Source organism: Nostoc sp. LEGE 06077 (genome assembly GCF_015207705.1).
Classification (GTDB): domain Bacteria; phylum Cyanobacteriota; class Cyanobacteriia; order Cyanobacteriales; family Nostocaceae; genus Nostoc_B.
Genome location: NZ_JADEWI010000020.1, coordinates 36,464 through 54,234, shown reverse-complemented (window position 1 = coordinate 54,234; position 17,771 = coordinate 36,464). Strand labels below are relative to the sequence as shown.

Sequence of the window (17,771 nt, the reverse complement as noted above, 5' to 3'; positions counted from 1 at the left end):
TGAAAGCTTTTACATACTTACATTGGGTGTTTTGGCTGTGATGAAAGCGAGGATTGACAAACTTGACAGTTGTGTTCTTGTCTATAAAAAGCTTGTTTGTAGCTGTCAATCATTCCATTCACCTCTAGGAGGCACAGGTGTGCGGTAAGGAGTACGAGTCAGTTCATCATCTCTAGGAATCTCACCCCGTAACCATTGGCGAATTGCTACCTCAATGACTTTGCTAGGGTCATTAGTGAGATGCTGAATTTGCTCTAATAATTCCGAATCTAGGCGGACAGCAATTTCTACCTTATCGCCTTGTCTTTGCTCCCCTTCGGTAGCTCTCTCTTTCATATTCATCGGTTTATATACTCTGAATTTGTTTTGTCTAAAGCTTTGTAAAGTAGTTCTACTCAAGTTTCGGGTTAGTTTACTGACAAATCTTCAAGGTATAGTTACATAGTTCCCCGAACTCTTACCAAAAGTAACAGCTTGAGATTTTTAAGTGGCAATTTTCATAGAACTCACTCTTTCAAGGCTCTAGAAGTTTGGTCAGTAAATCAGTAGCTCCGAGCATTTACGAGGTGTAACTGCCCACGATCTCTACACTATGTACTTATATATATTTATTGTACGCTGCTGATAGATCAATACCTGCAAAGAAAAATAGACTTAATTATAGAGACTTTATATAGATTTGCAAAATACTTAAGAGGCAGGGGGATGAAATTTCAGACTTCACACTTCATAGCAGCGTCTTGGCTAAGAAAGCATTAAAATACATGAAGTAAATCGCTCTTTATAACCTTGGTTGCTGCTTCAGCAAGAATAGTATATGACTGACGTTCCCGCAGTTCGCATTCGCAATTTCTGTATTATTGCTCACATTGATCACGGGAAATCAACCCTTGCCGATCGCCTACTGCAAGCTACTGGCACTGTTGACGTGCGGCAGATGAAGGAACAATTTCTCGACAATATGGATTTAGAACGGGAGCGCGGCATTACAATTAAGCTGCAAGCGGCCCGGATGGATTACAAGGCCAAAGATGGTCAGCAGTATGTATTAAATTTAATTGATACTCCCGGACACGTAGACTTTTCTTATGAAGTGTCTCGCAGTTTAGCTGCTTGTGAAGGAGCATTATTGGTTGTAGACGCATCCCAAGGTGTGGAAGCGCAAACTTTGGCGAATGTCTACTTGGCGTTAGAACATAACTTGGAAATAATTCCAGTTCTCAATAAAATTGACCTCCCAGGCGCAGAACCAGAACGGGTAATTGGTGAAATTGAAGAAATTATTGGTCTTGATTGCAGCGGGGCAATTTTAGCCTCAGCCAAAGAAGGAATTGGAATTGAGGAAATTTTAGAGACAATTGTTGAACGCGTTCCGCCAGCCCCCGATAACGTAGATCAACGCTTACGGGCATTAATTTTTGATAGCTATTATGATTCCTATCGGGGTGTAATTGTTTACTTCCGGGTAATGGATGGTCGGGTGAAAAAAGGCGATCGCGTCTACCTGATGGCCTCTGGTAAAGAATACGAAATCGACGAGTTGGGCGTACTTTCCCCCACTCAAAAGCAAGTTGATGAACTCCACGCCGGCGAGGTAGGTTATTTCGCCGCCGCGATTAAAGCGGTAGCTGATGCGCGGGTGGGTGATACGATTACTTTATCTAATGCCAAAGCCGCAGAACCTTTACCTGGTTATACCGAAGCTAACCCAATGGTTTTTTGCGGGATGTTCCCCATCGATGCTGACCAATTTGAAGACTTGCGAGAAGCTTTAGAAAAACTCAGGCTGAATGATGCGGCGCTGCATTACGAACCAGAAACTTCCAGCGCGATGGGTTTTGGCTTCCGGTGTGGGTTCTTGGGTTTGCTACACATGGAAATTGTCCAAGAACGGTTAGAACGCGAATATGACTTGGATTTAATTATTACCGCCCCATCTGTGGTTTACCGTGTAACTACGCTCAAGGGCGAAGAGTTATATATTGATAACCCTAGCCATTTGCCTGAACCAAACGCTCGCGAAAAAATCGAAGAGCCTTATGTCAAGGTAGAGATGATTACGCCGGAAACATACGTGGGGACTTTAATGGAATTGTCACAAAATCGGCGGGGTATCTTCAAGGATATGAAATATCTTACCCAAGGGCGTACTACTCTGACTTATGAGTTACCCTTGGCAGAAGTTGTCACCGACTTTTTTGACCAAATGAAATCGCGATCGCGCGGTTATGCCAGTATGGAATATCATCTTATCGGCTACCGCGAAAATCCACTGGTGAAGCTGGATATCATGATTAACGGCGACCCCGTTGATTCCTTAGCGATGATTGTCCACCGCGATAAAGCTTATAACGTCGGGCGGTCAATGGCTGAGAAGCTCAAAGAATTGATTCCTCGCCATCAATTTAAAGTACCAATTCAAGCATCCATTGGTAGCAAAGTTATCGCCAGTGAACATATCCCCGCTTTACGCAAAGATGTACTCGCCAAGTGTTATGGTGGTGACATCAGCCGGAAGAAGAAACTTTTGCAAAAACAAGCAAAGGGTAAAAAGCGAATGAAGGCTGTAGGTACAGTTGATGTACCTCAAGAAGCTTTTATGGCTGTGTTGCGTTTAGATCAAAATTAATGAGGGAAATTTCACCTACTGGAAACTGCTGTATAAGGTAGGATTTAGCCATAACAAAGTAATGTAGCGGCAATTCATGAATTGCCGCTACATACAAATAAATATTTATTTATACAATTAATAGCTTCAGTGTTGATTGTGAAACTATGCTCATAACATACTAAAGCTTATTTTAGAAGTTCAGCTTTAACAAAATGAACAGAATTAACTCCAAACCTATCAGAAGTCCAGACTTCAACAGTCGCGCTTCGTACATTACGCACATCTAAAGACAGTTTCTTAATAGGGCCTTTTGTAATAGCTTCATTGAAAACCTCTTTTCCGTTGAAAAAAATAGTTACCACTGTGTTTCGTTCTCTCTCTGCATCATCAATTCCCATCTCCAGATATAGGGTTTTAAAAGCTCCAGGTTGAGGTTTAGTAATGTCGCAAGCTACTCTAGCTCTGAGCTTCTCGTCAGAGTTAGTGATCATATTAAACTGACTAGTGTATACTTCCCTACCTATAGATACATCTCTTTGCCTTCGTCCAATATAACCACTGGTTGTACATTTTCGAGACAATAATTGAGTTTTAACAGGTGCAGTCCAGGTAGCTGAGGAAAATGCTACTACGCCGACAACAGACATAGCAACAGCGGGCAGTACTTGTCTGTAGAAGTTTACTAGTATAGATGGCATCACTCTTCGCACTCAAGATTTAAAATTTACTTAATCTGTGGCTTTAGCTATAACTCATACCAAGCTACAGTAAAAAGACTATCACAGTACTGTGGGTGTTCAGTAAATCAGGGTGAATGGGAAATAGTGCAAGACACAGTTGATTTCTTTCCTGATGGTTTTGACTCTTGCTGGAAAACAAGCATAGAACTTGAAAGAGGGGTAAGATACTCCATCCCCTAGGGACATTTATCAATTACTCTAATAAGTTTCATTAGGTATTTGCGAATCTAACCAACCTTGATAACCTGTGATCTATCTCTAAAATTATTAAAAAATTAGAGAACTTTAGTAAACATACTTACTCAATTGATTTCATCCCCTTGTATTTTTAGATAAATCTAGTTGTTGAGAAATTTTTAAAGCTTTGGAGACTTTAGTAAATGAAAATACTTGTATTAAGTTGGGAATTTCCACCAAGGATAGTTGGGGGTATTGCTAGACACGTATCTGAGTTGTATCCGGAACTCGTCAAGCTAGGACATGAAGTTCACTTGATTACCGTAGAGTTCGGTCAAGCGCCGATGTATGAGATGGTTGAAGGGATAAACGTACATCGAGTCCCAGTCGGACATAGTAACGACTTTTTTCACTGGGTTGTCAACCTCAACCAAAGCATGGGACATCACGGTGGGAAGTTAATTTTAGAAGAAGGGCCGTTTGATTTAATCCATGCCCATGATTGGTTAGTTGGAGATGCCGCGATCGCTCTTAAGCATACTTTTAAAATTCCTCTAATAGCAACCATCCACGCTACAGAATACGGACGCTACAACGGTATTCATAACGATATCCAAAATTACATTCACGGCAAAGAAAATTTACTCGCTTTTGATGCTTGGCGAATTATCGTTTGTACTGACTATATGCGCCGAGAAGTGGAACGCGCCCTCCGCAGCCCTTGGAATAAAGTCGATGTCATTTATAACGGTATTCGTCCCGAAAAAAAACAGCATCATCAAGATTTCCATGCTCAAGATTTTCGCCGTCAATTTGCCGAAGATGGTGAAAAAATTGTTTACTATGTCGGCCGGATGACTCATGAAAAGGGTGTACCAGTATTATTAAATGCTGCACCTAAAGTCCTAGCAGAAATGGGTGGTTACGTTAAATTTGTGATTATTGGTGGCGGTAATACTGATCATCTCAAACAACAAGCCGCAGATTTAGGGATTTGGGATAAATGCTATTTTACGGGTTTCTTATCTGATGAATACTTAGATAAATTTCAAACTATTGCCGACTGTGCTGTATTCCCTAGTTTTTACGAACCCTTTGGTATTGTGGCTTTAGAAAGTTTTGCGTCTCGTGTTCCGGTAGTAGTTTCCGATACGGGAGGTTTTCCTGAAGTTGTCCAACATACCAAAACTGGTATCGTTACCTTAGTCAATAATCCTGATTCTTTAGCATGGGGAATTTTAGAGGTTTTGAAAAACCCCGGATATCGGCAATGGCTGGTAGATAACGCTTATAAAGATTTAGAACGGCGCTTTAGCTGGTCGAAATTAGCCCAGCTAACAGAATCAGTTTATCAGCGAGTTGTGCAGGAGCGATCGCAAGTTATCTGGTAATCAAACACCAAGTAAAACTGAGGATACTGCCCAGAGGTGCAGAGAATAAATGATTACTCTGGATAATTCTGCGTTAAAAAACATTACAAGCCCTGTACGCTGGGAATATCAAGCCTTCTGATGCGAGAGTAAACAGTAAATGCAGTTTGCTCTAAAAACTTAGTATGACGAAGGCATTCCCAGATATAGCAAAGTTCTGGAAGAATTTGGGAACTGTGTTGTTAAGGATGGGTGCCAGTTTAATAACCCGTCTTACAGCATACCTGAAACGCCACTTCATTGACAACACTGTAGACGTTGTTTCGCCCGTTTCCCATCTTCCCCGATTAGCTGGCCCAGTACTGAACTTAGGCGGCGGTGGCCCTGATGTCGAGAAGGCCATTCAATGGATGATCGACCAAGTTCGCGGGGGAACTAGCAACGCTACGAAAGTTAATGTGGTAGTTCTTCGCGCTTATGGTGGTGATGATTATAATCACCTAATTTATGGTATGAGAGGTGTGAATTCTGTCAGAACTCTCATTATTAGCAACCGCCAAGATGCCAACCGAGACGATATTGTCGAAAAAGTCCGCAAAGCTGGCGTAGTTTTCTTTGCTGGTGGCGACCAATGCCAATACATCCGCAGTTGGAAAAACACCAAACTAGAAAATGCCGTCCGAGAAGTCTACACTAGAGGCGGGGCCATTGGTGGAACTAGTGCCGGTGCCATGATTCACAGTGAGTATATTTACGATTCTTGTGCTTGTGAAGACAGCATCGAAACTAGAGAAATCCTCGAAGATCCCTATCGGAATATCACCTTTACATACGATTTTTTTCAATGGGGTCATTTGCGCGGAACCATCATCGATACCCACTTTGATAGCCGTAAACGGATGGGTCGAATTATGGCTTTTATTGCACGACAAATTCAAGATGGCAAAGCCAAACGTGTTTTAGGCATAGCTATTAGTGAGGAAACCTCAGTTGTCGTCGATAAATATGGCCTCGTAAAAGTGATGGGGAGAAATGCAGCCTATTTTGTTTTAGGAGATCACCCGCCAGAGGTCTGTAAACCCCGAACCCCGCTAACTTACCATGACTATAAAATTTGGCGGGTTCCCAGCGGTGAAACATTCGACCTAAGAAACCCACCAAATCGAGGTTATTACTTTAGAAGCGTCAAAGGAGGCAGATTTAATTCAGATCCTTATTAAGACTGGGTGTAAGGGGGTGAGGCTACGGTGTACACACAAGTCAAATTACCCCCCTTGGAAAGCTATGGTGTACACACAAATAAATGTTCGTTGAGTGCATCTGTCCCGCCTCGGAATGAATTCCGAGTCTCATAGCGCAAGTCATCTTCAGATGACTCAAGCAAAAATGTCTTCCAGTCCAAGCTTTATGGACTTTTGCTATGAGCCTGGAACTTTAATTCTAGGCGGGATGTGGTTGAACACGAAAATTTTTGACTTGTGTGTACACGGTAGGGGTGTAAGGGAAAGAAGTAACTTTGGTCTTCAATTAGAGGGTCAGAGTCCCCTTTAATTATCTTTCTGCCTCATGTCTACCGTACACCCCTATACCCCTATACCCTTACACCCAAAGTTAGTTGTTTAACTTACAACTTCGTTCCACACTCAGCGCAGAAATTATGGTTCGGCGCATTCATGCTACCGCAATGACTACAACAAACTGGTTCTAAGGAACTTTTAGGTGGTTGCTTGGGTAAACCCACCATTTGAGCGTTGCTCTTACCAGGGGCTACCATTGGATAGCAGTTTTCGTCTCTGGTGACGTGAACATTCAAGATGACTGGGCCATTATGCGCTAACATTTCAGCGATCGCATCTTTTAATTGCGCCCGTTCCTTAACGACAATACCTTTGATACCGTATGCCTTAGCCAACAACTCAATATCTGGCATCCCAACTTCCATATTTGAGCAAGAGTAACGTTCGCCGTGGAAAGCTTGTTGCCACTGACGTACCATTCCCTGCCAGCCGTTGTTGACAATTACAATCTTGACATTAATGCTATACTGTGCTGCTGTTCCCAATTCTTGTAAACACATTTGGAAACTGGCATCGCCGCTGATACAGATTACTTCATCATTGGGGAAGGCAACTTTGGCACCAATCGCCGCCGGTAAGCCAAAACCCATCGTTCCTAAGCCAGCACTGGAAATCCACCGCCGTGGCCCGTTCTTGAGGAATTGCGCCGCCCACATTTGATGCTGACCGACATCTGTAGTGTAGAAGGCGTGGGGTGCTTGGCGACTAACTTCAACAATGGCTTCTTGGGGTGAGATGCTGTCGGGGTGTTGCGGCACAACTAACGGATATTCTTCCCGCCAACGGTTAATTAAATTCAGCCATTCTTGGTTTTGATTGGGTGTAGGTTTGGCACCTGATTGCTTACAGCGGCGTAACAAATCAACTAAGACGTTGCGGACATCGCCAACAATAGGCACTTCAGGAATGCGGTTTTTACCTACTTCCGCCGGGTCAATATCAATGTGGATAACTTTGGCGCGGGAAGCAAATTCATCTAATTTACCCGTTACGCGATCATCAAATCTTGCGCCAACACAGATGAGTAAATCACAATCACTCACGGCAAAGTTAGCGTAGGCTGTACCGTGCATTCCTAGCATCCCTAAAGATAGAGGATGGTGTTCATCAAATGCCCCAATCCCCATCAATGTGGTGGTGACAGGAATATTAAATAATTCAGCCAATTGAAGAACTTCTTCATGGGCATTAGCCGCGATCGCCCCACCACCAACATACAGCAATGGGCGGCGGCTTTCTTTAATTAACTTAATTGCCGCATTGACTTGGCGAGGATTTCCCTTAACTGTGGGGCGATATCCCGGTAATTTAACTGTCCCTGGTTCTATCGGTATATAATCAAATTCTTCAAAGGCCACATCTTTGGGGACATCTATTAAAACTGGCCCTGGCCGTCCCGTGCTGGCGATGTGGAATGCTTCAGCCACAATTCGCGCCATGTCTTTGGGATCACGCACTACATAAGAGTGCTTGACTATGGGTAAAGTAATACCGTAAATATCGGTTTCTTGAAACGCATCTGTACCGATCATTTTGCGGGGGACTTGTCCTGTTACCACAACCATTGGAATCGAATCCATATAAGCTGTAGCGATGCCTGTCACCAAGTTTGTTGCGCCAGGGCCAGAAGTACCAAAACAAATTCCTACCTTCCCAGTGGCACGGGCATAGCCATCTGCGGCGTGGGCTGCGCCTTGTTCATGCCGCACTAGGATGTGCTTCAGCGCACCAGTGGATTCCACTTTGTATAAATCATCGTAAATCGGTAGGATTGCTCCACCGGGATAACCAAAAATATACTCAACGCCGTGGCGTAGAAGACTATCGAGTAACGCGAAACCACCAGTTGCCCGTTGGGGTGTCACAACTGACGGTTGAGCAGCAGACTGGTTTTGATTCTCGGTTTTTGCAGGACTAATCGGGGAAGGCAAGCTCAAGGTCACGGTCGAACCTCAGATAATAGCTAAGTTGACGCTTCTATTCTGTATTTAAGATTTCATTTTAATAGAAAAGTTAGGTTAAATGCTTATTGATTTTTAAATATCAATCAGAAGATAGAAGTTACAAACAAATAAATCTGTTTGCGATAGCTATCCTAAAAGTTTAGGAACTAGGAAGTCGCTCTGCTTATATTCTGCACATCAAGCTAATTATCTTCAATCATAGACAATACAGCAATGTGAGAAAGCTAATTAAATAACGTCTTGTAAAACTCTACGGGTATTTTGCCATGCCCAAACACCAACAGCCGCCACGACAACACTCATTGTAACTAGAACAACGCGCAAGCCCAGCACATCTGTTAAGGGGCCAGTAATGGCTAAAGGTGCTGATAAAGCAATATTGACGGCATGGTTTTGAAAACCAAATACTTTACCGTGCATGGTTGGTGGTGTTTGCTGCTGAATCAAAGTCTGCATAGGTACGCCAATCAAGGAAGCACCTATACCTAAAAATGCACAAAGTCCCAGTGCCAGCATTAAATTATGGGTAAATGTGAATACGCCCAAAACTATCGCCATAACTAAAAACCCAATTAAAGGTAGGGGTTTATGGTGCAATTTATCACCCCAGTGACCTAAAATCCCCGCGCCCATCACCATACCTACCCCGGCTGCTGCTAAGAAAAAGCCAAATTGTTTTTCTTTTAAGCCAAAGTCTTCTGCTAATCGAATTGTTAGCACGGTTAAAGCTGCGAACACACAATATAAAGTAGTGAGTTGCAACATAGCATTTAAGACTAAGCGGTTTTTCTTGAGGTAGCGGATACTTTCTGTGAATTCAGCCCAAGGATTGACAGAAGCTTGATGTTCTTGATGAGGTTTGTGTTCTTTAAACTTGATCGGTTGCATGATCGCACCCGATAAAATATATAGTCCACCAACGATAATCTCTTGACCGTACTCTTCTCCCATTAAGCTTTTCGCCCAGCTTAATATTGGCTCTCCAATAGCAAAACCGACAATTAAAGCTCCCATCATCGTGCTGCTAAACAAGGCATTGGCTGCCATTAAATTTTCTCGGCGCACTAATAGGGGAATTGCAGCTTGTTCTGCGGGGGCAAAAAACTGCGTAACTGTGGAGATGGCAAAGGTGAGCAATAACAAAATGAAAAATTCCCTTGGCAAAAAGGGCAAACATAGTGTTAATAGCCCACGGACAATATCAGAGCCTACCATAATTAGCTTTTTGGGCAACCGATCAACAAATACACCCCCCGCAGAACCAAATAAAATGGCGGGGATGGTAAATGCCACCATCAAAGTTGAGTACATAGAGTTTTCGGCTAATCCTGGTGGGGCTGGATAAAATTCCAGCAAGGCGATCATCAAAACAAAGAAGACTTTATCTGCCAACTGGGAAATGAGTTGCCCAATCCACAGGAGCATGAAACCACGATTTTTTAGCAGTGCGCTAAACCCATTATTTACAGCAGCAGGTTCGGTAGGAAACATCGGTTACTTAGTGATAACGACTAGGGTAGATGGGGCAGGAAAAAGTATGAAGTGTGTAGACGCGCTTTGCGCGGCTTCCCGAAGGGTAGTATGTTTTAGCTTTCTGGTACTTCGATTCTGGATGAAACAATCCAAAATCCAAAATTCTCTTGTTGCTTCTATTTCTCACTCCTGTTGGCCTACGCTGTTTTCCGGACTATTTTTATTCATAGCGTTTTACCAACAGATGTAAAAACTCGGCAGCAGTCAAGGGCATTTGGTGGGGGAAATCCTCACAATCAGAGTTTACCCACCAACCTTGAACAGTTTGAGGCGATCGCCACAGGGATAGATGGTCAACGGCTGGTTCTGCGTAAAAGTTATTATGCCCACTACTCAGTAATAAGGAACTCCAATGTGTAAAATAATCGTGGCTCAGGCGATGAATAGGAAAACTACCCCATAAAGGTACACCCCATCCATCTATAGCAATAAACGCTTTGACTTGTCCTCCCAAGATTTGCCAGTTCCAGGCGGCGGCGATCGCTCCCACTACTCCCGCACTGAAGCTAATAAATACAATAGGGGAGTTACGTTGATGTTGTAAGCGATCGCCCAAAAACTGCAAAATGTGCGGCGCTGATAACGCTAAAACCCCTTGTCCGGGAAAAACCATTGTTTTGAATGTAGTTTGGCTTAACCATCCTGAGATAAAGCTTTCAGTTAGTTCTGCTTCATGGATGCCAGGGCAAATGATAATTACCATTTATCTTTTATGCTCACAATTTTTACTCTCTGATGATGTAGCTTTTGGTAATTCAATAGACTTTTATTTAAGCAATTATATGCAAGGTAAATGATATAAAAAATACTTAATAATTTTCCCTAGTTAGGAAAAATAGAGAAATATGGGTGTGATCGCAATTCAAATTTTTCTCTAGGATACTCAGTAATTATTTTGTCATACTCAGTATCTAGGATTAACTCTAAGTATGTCTTTTGAAGTATTGTTATTAATTTTCTGCTGATCCTATCCCCCCGGAAGGGATAATGATTTATGATCCAGAAAAATACATAGAGCTATTATCTAGCTCTGACGCTTTACTCTGGTTTCTATTGAGGAATTTACTGTGGTTGCTACGCCAGAAAAACTGCACGCCACCCACGAGCATCTACCTGGTCAAGACCGTGTAGCTGTATTACTGATGGGTTATGGTGAAGTCGAAAGCTACGAAGATTTCGCCAATTATAATGAACAGGCTTTAAATTTACTAACAGCAAAATTTGCCCCTGTCCCAACTTGGATTTATCCTCCCCTGGCAAAGCTGTTGGCGCTATTTGACCGCCATGAATGGGGTCATACACACCACGATTTTATTTCGCCACACAACGCCATATTTGAACAGCAACGAGCCGGAATTGAGCAGAATTTACAGGCGAAGTGGGGCGATCGTGTTCAAGTTTTCAAAGCTTTTAACTTCTGTGCGCCATTCCTTCCCAAGCAAGTTTTGGCAGAAATTCATAGCCAAGGGTTTGACAAGCTGCTAATTTACCCATTGTTGGTGGTGGATTCGATTTTTACTAGTGGGATTGCGATCGAGCAAGTAAATCTGGCTCTGGATGAGATCGGTGATGGGGAAGAACATTGGGTTAAGGGACAGCGTTATATTCCTTCTTTCTTCAACGAACCAGCCTACATTGATTTGATGGCGCATCTGGTTGAAGAGAAAATCAACGCTGATTTCGCTACAACTTATCTACCTTCTCAAGTCGGGATTGTGCTAATGAATCACGGTTGTCCCCATAAAGCCAAAGGCTTTACATCTGGGATAACTGAAAGTCAGGCATTATACGATTTAGTTAGAGATAAATTGATTAACCGCTATCCTTTAATCTCAGTGGGTTGGTTGAATCATGATACACCTCTAATTGAATGGACACAGCCTAACGCCGAACAAGCTGCCAAAAACCTGATTCAATTAGGTGCGAAAATCATCATATTTATGCCGATTGGTTTCGCTACGGAAAACCACGAAACTCTGTTAGATGTCCACCACATTATTCATGATTTAGAAAAGCAGTATTCTGGTGTGGATTATGTGCAGATGGCTTGTGTTAACGACCATGCAGAATTCTTGTCTATGGCCGCAGAATGGGCAAATCCTTATATTGCCGAACTGTTATCAGAACAAGCTTTGGCTGTTAATCCCCAGTTAAATGAACATCATCACCACCATCATCATCATTAATAGGACTGACACAAAAACACTCTGAAAACACTCTGAAACTCTTATTCCTCAATGTCCTTGATGGTTCGATGGTTTCTGACCCGTGTGTAAGTCCTAATTAAATAATAAGGTGGGCAAAATTTTGCCCACCCTACAAAATAATGCTGATCATCTCAGTCAATTAAGCATGAAGATTAGCTTGTTCTTGTAACCAAGAATCTACAGGTTGTCCATCTTTACGCCGTAATTCAATTTCGATGGCTATGACTTCTTGAGAACCAGGAGGCGCAGGTTTTTGGTGAAAAATAATGTCGTAATCTAAGGGATTGTGATTGCGTTCTTTTAACCATTCCTGAACTTTGGTTGTAGCGAAAAATGATTGTCCTTGGTCAAACATTCGGGTAATTTGCATTTGTAGGGTGTAGGGAGTTAGGCGACCCATTTTTTAGCACCTTTGTAAAGTAATTTAAAGTTAATCTGTTGCCTACTCTATGTTAAGTAGAAAGACTCAGAAAACCCGAATTATGTGAAGAAAAATTAACTATACTAAAACCCTCTTCACTCCTGCCTTCTGCCTTGTTCTAGAGATAAATATTCACACCGATTTACTTATACCGACGGTTATGGCAAGGGGGCAGAAGTATATTTTGAAAATAGCTTCACCTATAGCAACTGGCAAAAGTATGCACTAGGGTAACAATTGCGGGAAACTGAAAACAGATCCATTAAATAAGGAGAACGCAATGGGCTGGACTAAAGTTCTGGCGGCTGATGCACTAACCCCTGGTGCTAGAGAGGTTGTGAATGTTGGTAAGCGGAAAATTCTCGTGTTAAATCACGAAAATGACTTCTATGCGGTTGATAATGCTTGCCCGCATTTAAAATTACCTTTGAAGAATGGCAAAATTGTAGATGGGGCGATTATTTGTCCTATTCACCGCAGTGCCTTTAATCTGAGTAATGGCCAAGTAAATAATTGGTGTCCTTGGCCACCCGGAGTAGGTAAAGTATTGTCATTAATTTCACAAGAAAAAACACTGCCAGTTTTTCCTGTGCGTGTGGAAGAAGGCAGTATCTGGATTGATATCAACGATAACTAAGTTTACATTTCAATAGTATTAATTGGGTGGGCAAAATTGCCTACCCTACTTAGAAAGTAGAAATGTTACCTATAATTACATCATGGCTCTCGTCATAGCATTTTGCGAGAGAATATAAATAAAGAGAGCAAAGACTAGCCTAAAAACTTAGCTTTGTTGACAAATAGAAAAACAAAATTTATCGCCTCAAGTGACTTTGCCAAGATAGCAAATGGAGGTGTCTTATGTTTAGCGATTTTCCACTCTCTGACCCTACAACTTATCTGATTGTCAAACTCATCGTTCTGATGTTGGCGTTACTACTTCTGATGGTAGTTTCTGCGGCTCCAGCGGTGTAGAGATGATTTAATTGCAATATTTTTCTCAAAGCAAGTCTCCCAGAAATATATCGGTGAGATGATGCTGAAAATGAGGCATTTCTTCCAGATTGGTGTTGTCTGTCTCACCTTATTCGTAGGTTCACTGGTTTCGGGTAAATTTATTTTTGCCCAAGATTTCTTGCTCACAAATAAACCAATCAATATTGCTAGTTTAGTGAATGGCAACTATCAATTTTGTAGTCAAACTGATCCCCAAGATTGGCGAGATGGAGCAGGAGTGTGTTTTAATTTCACTAAGAATGGCCACCAAGTGAATGGCTATTATGGGTATCCGCACTCTGAGCAATTTATCTGTATTCGTGGGATAGTAGAGGGCAATCGCATCACTGGCGAAGGTCTAGGTATAGTGTGGGATATTCAGCCGGAAAATACACAAAATTCTGCTGAATTTAAGTGGGATTCAGAAGAACGTTTAACACTTAGTCAGGCAAATATCCTCAATACCGTCAATGTTGACGAGGATAATGCTAATTGGATTTGGTACCGCAAAGCTTCACTAAATCTTGAGGGATTTTACCAATACAATCGCCCTCGGATGACACCAGTATTTAAGTTGTGTCAGTGGAGTTACAAGTAGCAATTAATTAACTGGCGTGTTCCCAGTCACTGAGTAACTCATGTTCTTGCTTAATCTTTTTGGTTTTGCGGAATGGAACTTTGGGCGAACCAATATCCATCGGCGGAAAAGACTGTTTTTTCTGCTTGGGAGATTTTTGATTTTCTGTAGTTAAGGTAGTCATTGATGATTGTTTCCGAAAAACTCAGCACTACTTTAAATCATCAATTTCAAAACAGCAAATTTCTGAAGAAGTATTATTTAAGTTATTTAAGCGATCGCACGGTATAAAAATAGTCTACCTCTACAAACATTTTGGTATACCTATGGTTTACTCCATCTAGATAAAGCACGAGGATAACAAGGCAAAATTAATTAGATAGGAATGGCGATGCTAAACTCAGTTCCTTTACCTGGCTGAGAATTAACTTCCATTGTCCCATTGTGTTTTTCGACAATAATTTGATGAGCTATGGATAAGCCAAGCCCAGTACCTTTACCAACGGGTTTTGTTGTAAACAAAGGTTCAAATAGCCGTTGTTTAAGCCGTTCGGGAATGCCAATTCCATTGTCAGCAATTTTAATTACCACCATTTGTTGAGAATTCATATCTGTTGTAATGTGAATTTGGGGAATGCGATCGCACATTTTGCCTTGGACAATCGCTTCATCCAGAGCGTCAATGGCGTTAGCCAGAAGATTCATAAATACTTGATTCATCTCCCCGACATAGCAGTTGACACTGGGTATTTTTCCATAACACCGCATTACTTCAATACCTGGGCGATCGCCATTGGGTTTGAGGCGGTGTTGTAAAATCATCAAGGTGCTATCCATGCCCAAATGCAAATCAGCTGGTAATTTTGTATCACTATCCGAGCGCGAGAAGCTGCGGAGAGAAGTAGAAAGATGCTGAATCCGTTCAGATCCTACCTGGATGGAACTTAAAATTTTTACCAAGTCTTCGATGACAAATGTCAGATCCAAGTTCTTAATAAAAGTCGTAATTTTGGTTGTTGGAGTTGGATACTCTTGTTCATAAAGTTGCAACAGTTCAGTAATGGCGGCAATATATTCTTTTAAAGGGGGGATATTATTGATGATAAAACTGATAGGATTGTTCATCTCGTGGGCAATCCCAGCGATTAACTCTCCCAAAGTTGAGAGTTTTTCTTGCTGTACCAGTTGCACTTGGGCTTTTTCTAACGCATTGGTGCGATCGCTCACTTGTTGTTCTAAAGATTGAGTCAATTGCTGGAGTTGTAAATGCACCCGCACTCTGGCAATCACTTCTTCTTGGGCAAAGGGTTTAGGGATATAATCGACTGCACCAAGAGAAAAGCCCTTGATTTTGCTTTCCGTATCTGTCAAAGCTGTGGTGAAAATAATCGGAACGTTTTGTGTAATAGGATTAGCTTTCAGACGACGACAAGTTTCAAATCCGTCAATACCCGGCATTTGCACATCTAGTAAAATTAATTCTGGTTGATTGCGTTCGGCTTGGGCGATCGCACTTTCGCCATCAACTGCTACCCGGAAACGCCACCCTTCACTAGCCAGTGCTTCCGACAAGACAGATAAATTGGTCGGATTATCATCGACAATCAAAATAAACCCGTTAGTTAAAACCTTATTCATGATGAATTTAAAAATCAAACTTACGCTTAATTAATTGATGTGTTTTTGAATAAAAGTTTCCAAACGTTTGAGTTGGAAATTGCTGGCTAACTGCATGATATGTCTTGTAAAAGTGCTGAATTGCTGATCGGATGCCGCAACTTGTTCAGCCATTTCTAAAATTTTTTGAATATCGCCGTCTTGTGTCAGTTCTAAAAATTTTTGTAAAACCTCTTTAGCAGGAAGAATTACATCAACTAAAGTATCTGAATTATCTACCTTGGGTTTGTTAATAGGATTTTTTTGATTGTCATACAACCATTCCAGATGTAAAAATTGCCGCAGTAGTTCCAGAAGTGTTTCAGCTTCTATTGGCTTAGGCAGAAAAGCATTAGCACCCATATCGATACTTTTATATTCATCGATTGCAAAGACACTGGCAGAAGAAGCAATCACAGGTATCTCGTCACATTGACCAGACTGACGTAAACTTTGAATGAACTCAAATCCATCCATTACAGGCATTACCAAGTCAGTAATAATTAAGTCCGGTTTGTAAGTTTTGACCTGTTCCCATCCTTCTTGACCATGACTCGCTTCTATGACATTAAATCCAACTGGTTCGAGTAAATTGACAATTACCGAGCGATTTTCCCATTTATCATCCACAATCAAAATAGTGCATTTTTGCCCTTGATAACCAATAATCATGCCTCGCTCAAATATTCTCGAAACCTTAGCCCAGTCTTTAGATTCTGGTAGTTCTACTTCAAACCAAAAGTTGCTCCCTTTGCCAAACTCACTTTTCACTTGAATTCGGCTATTCATCAACGAAATAATTTTTTGGCTGATGGCTAATCCTAAACCTGTACCTTCAGTTTGTCGCTTTTGACTTCCCACTTGTTCAAAGGGGATAAAAATTTTCTCCAGTTGTTCAGGATTCATCCCTGTGCCAGTATCTATAACTTCAAAACGAATTTTATAGATGATTTGTCCATGATGATTAATTGCTTGGTTAGTAACTTTAACATTAAAGGTGACATTGCCTTGAAGCGTAAATTTAATAGCATTACTAAGCAAATTAATTAATACTTGCCGCAGGCGTTTTTCATCAGCACGAATTCCGGTTGGTAAATCAGGGTCAAGTTGCAGATGAAAATTGATTACTTTTTGTTCAGCACGGATGCGACAGATTTCACTTACACTATCTAAAAATGCAGGTAAGTAAAAATCAATCGGATTCAATTCTAGTTTCCGCGCTTCAATTTTGGATAGATCCAAAATATCGTTAATGAGAGTTAATAAATGAGTACCACATTGATAAATAATGCCAACGCCTTTGCTACCTTTTTCGGTTAAAGGTTCAGTGCGTTGAAGGATTTGTGCATAGCCAAGAATACCGTTGAGAGGTGTACGTAATTCATGGCTCATATTAGCAAGAAATTCACTTTTGGCTTGGCTAGAGTCCTTTGCTATTTCTTCAGCTAGACGAAGTTCTTTTTCGATGCGCTTACGCTCAACAATTTCACTCGAAAGCACTCTGTTAACTGCTTCTAACTGGGCAGGACTAGGTATTTTTAAAGCTTGAGGGATAAGAACAATTAAGGCAAATGCCGTATATATAGAAATAATTGCCGTGAAAGCTTTTAAAGCACCGGAAATCCAGTAATCAGGATGCCAAAGCGTCCAAATTTCCATCAAGTGTCCAGTACCGCAGGCCAGAATAAATGCCCCAAATAAGAGAAAAACTCCATTGAAAGGAACATCTTGGCGTTGGTAAATAAAATAAATCAGTAACAGAGGAATAGAATAATAGGCGAGGGCGATCGCGCCATCAGCAATAATGTGGAGCCATACTAGTTCTGGTTTCCAGAGATAACAATGTCCGTGAGGAATAAAACCAGTTGAGTAGAAGAGATAGTTAAATGCCAAAACCATGCTATAGCTCACTGGATTTGTAATTGACTGTGCAAATTTATTA

At 41.5% G+C, this 17,771-nt stretch carries 15 protein-coding genes; 6 read left to right on the top strand and 9 right to left on the bottom strand.

Annotated features, from left to right (window positions below; all coding sequences use genetic code 11):
• Positions 1-105 precede the first annotated feature (105 nt).
• A complete protein-coding gene (locus tag IQ244_RS15195; RefSeq protein WP_015113554.1) occupies positions 106-342 on the bottom strand; it encodes a hypothetical protein in 237 nt (78 codons plus the stop codon).
• A gap of 475 nt (positions 343-817) precedes the next feature.
• Between IQ244_RS15195 and lepA the strand changes: the two genes are divergently transcribed.
• Positions 818-2,629 carry a translation elongation factor 4 gene (gene lepA / locus IQ244_RS15190; RefSeq protein ID WP_193895423.1) on the top strand — a complete coding sequence of 604 codons (1,812 nt, stop codon included), beginning with the start codon at positions 818-820 and terminating at the stop codon, positions 2,627-2,629.
• A gap of 167 nt (positions 2,630-2,796) precedes the next feature.
• On the opposite strand, the gene IQ244_RS15185 is transcribed toward lepA, so the two are convergent.
• The gene (locus tag IQ244_RS15185) at positions 2,797-3,309 is read right to left on the bottom strand and encodes a hypothetical protein (RefSeq protein ID WP_193895420.1); all 513 of its coding nucleotides are present in this window, start codon (positions 3,307-3,309) and stop codon (positions 2,797-2,799) included.
• Positions 3,310-3,731: 422 nt separating this feature from the next.
• Between IQ244_RS15185 and IQ244_RS15180 the strand changes: the two genes are divergently transcribed.
• Complete coding sequence (locus tag IQ244_RS15180) at positions 3,732-4,919, top strand: glycosyltransferase family 4 protein (protein WP_193895418.1); 1,188 nt, start codon at positions 3,732-3,734, stop codon at positions 4,917-4,919.
• A gap of 164 nt (positions 4,920-5,083) precedes the next feature.
• Positions 5,084-6,118 carry a cyanophycinase gene (locus IQ244_RS15175; RefSeq protein ID WP_193895416.1) on the top strand — a complete coding sequence of 345 codons (1,035 nt, stop codon included), beginning with the start codon at positions 5,084-5,086 and terminating at the stop codon, positions 6,116-6,118.
• Between the two features lie 404 nt (positions 6,119-6,522).
• Here IQ244_RS15175 and ilvB read toward each other — a convergent pair whose 3' ends face one another.
• The 3 genes from ilvB to IQ244_RS15160 form a co-directional block, all read right to left on the bottom strand.
• Complete coding sequence (ilvB, locus tag IQ244_RS15170; protein WP_193895414.1) at positions 6,523-8,418, bottom strand: biosynthetic-type acetolactate synthase large subunit; 1,896 nt, start codon at positions 8,416-8,418, stop codon at positions 6,523-6,525.
• A gap of 249 nt (positions 8,419-8,667) precedes the next feature.
• Entirely contained in the window at positions 8,668-9,930 is a 1,263-nt protein-coding gene (locus tag IQ244_RS15165) for an MFS transporter (RefSeq protein WP_193895412.1), read from the bottom strand.
• 202 nt (positions 9,931-10,132) lie between these two features.
• Positions 10,133-10,675 carry a hypothetical protein gene (locus IQ244_RS15160; protein WP_193895410.1) on the bottom strand — a complete coding sequence of 181 codons (543 nt, stop codon included), beginning with the start codon at positions 10,673-10,675 and terminating at the stop codon, positions 10,133-10,135.
• A gap of 364 nt (positions 10,676-11,039) precedes the next feature.
• Between IQ244_RS15160 and IQ244_RS15155 the strand changes: the two genes are divergently transcribed.
• Positions 11,040-12,158 carry a ferrochelatase gene (locus IQ244_RS15155; RefSeq protein ID WP_193895408.1) on the top strand — a complete coding sequence of 373 codons (1,119 nt, stop codon included), beginning with the start codon at positions 11,040-11,042 and terminating at the stop codon, positions 12,156-12,158.
• Positions 12,159-12,318: 160 nt separating this feature from the next.
• On the opposite strand, the gene IQ244_RS15150 is transcribed toward IQ244_RS15155, so the two are convergent.
• The gene (locus IQ244_RS15150) at positions 12,319-12,579 is read right to left on the bottom strand and encodes a hypothetical protein (protein WP_193895405.1); all 261 of its coding nucleotides are present in this window, start codon (positions 12,577-12,579) and stop codon (positions 12,319-12,321) included.
• Positions 12,580-12,880: 301 nt separating this feature from the next.
• Here IQ244_RS15150 and IQ244_RS15145 point away from each other — a divergent pair, with 301 nt between their 5' ends.
• Together IQ244_RS15145 and IQ244_RS15140 are read left to right on the top strand one after the other, a co-directional pair.
• Positions 12,881-13,237, top strand: a complete 357-nt coding sequence (locus tag IQ244_RS15145; protein ID WP_193895403.1) for a Rieske (2Fe-2S) protein — start codon at positions 12,881-12,883, stop codon at positions 13,235-13,237.
• A 408-nt stretch (positions 13,238-13,645) separates the two neighbouring features.
• Positions 13,646-14,194 (top strand): hypothetical protein, encoded by a 549-nt coding sequence (locus IQ244_RS15140; protein ID WP_228058938.1) that lies wholly within the window; start codon positions 13,646-13,648, stop codon positions 14,192-14,194.
• Positions 14,195-14,201: 7 nt separating this feature from the next.
• Here IQ244_RS15140 and IQ244_RS15135 read toward each other — a convergent pair whose 3' ends face one another.
• From IQ244_RS15135 to IQ244_RS15125, 3 genes are all read right to left on the bottom strand, one after another.
• On the bottom strand, positions 14,202-14,357 hold the full coding sequence (locus tag IQ244_RS15135; protein WP_193895401.1) for a hypothetical protein: 156 nt from the start codon (positions 14,355-14,357) through the stop codon (positions 14,202-14,204).
• Between the two features lie 191 nt (positions 14,358-14,548).
• Entirely contained in the window at positions 14,549-15,811 is a 1,263-nt protein-coding gene (locus tag IQ244_RS15130) for a sensor histidine kinase (RefSeq protein ID WP_193895399.1), read from the bottom strand.
• Between the two features lie 30 nt (positions 15,812-15,841).
• On the bottom strand, positions 15,842-17,728 hold the full coding sequence (locus tag IQ244_RS15125; RefSeq protein ID WP_193895397.1) for an ATP-binding protein: 1,887 nt from the start codon (positions 17,726-17,728) through the stop codon (positions 15,842-15,844).
• Positions 17,729-17,771 lie beyond the last annotated feature (43 nt).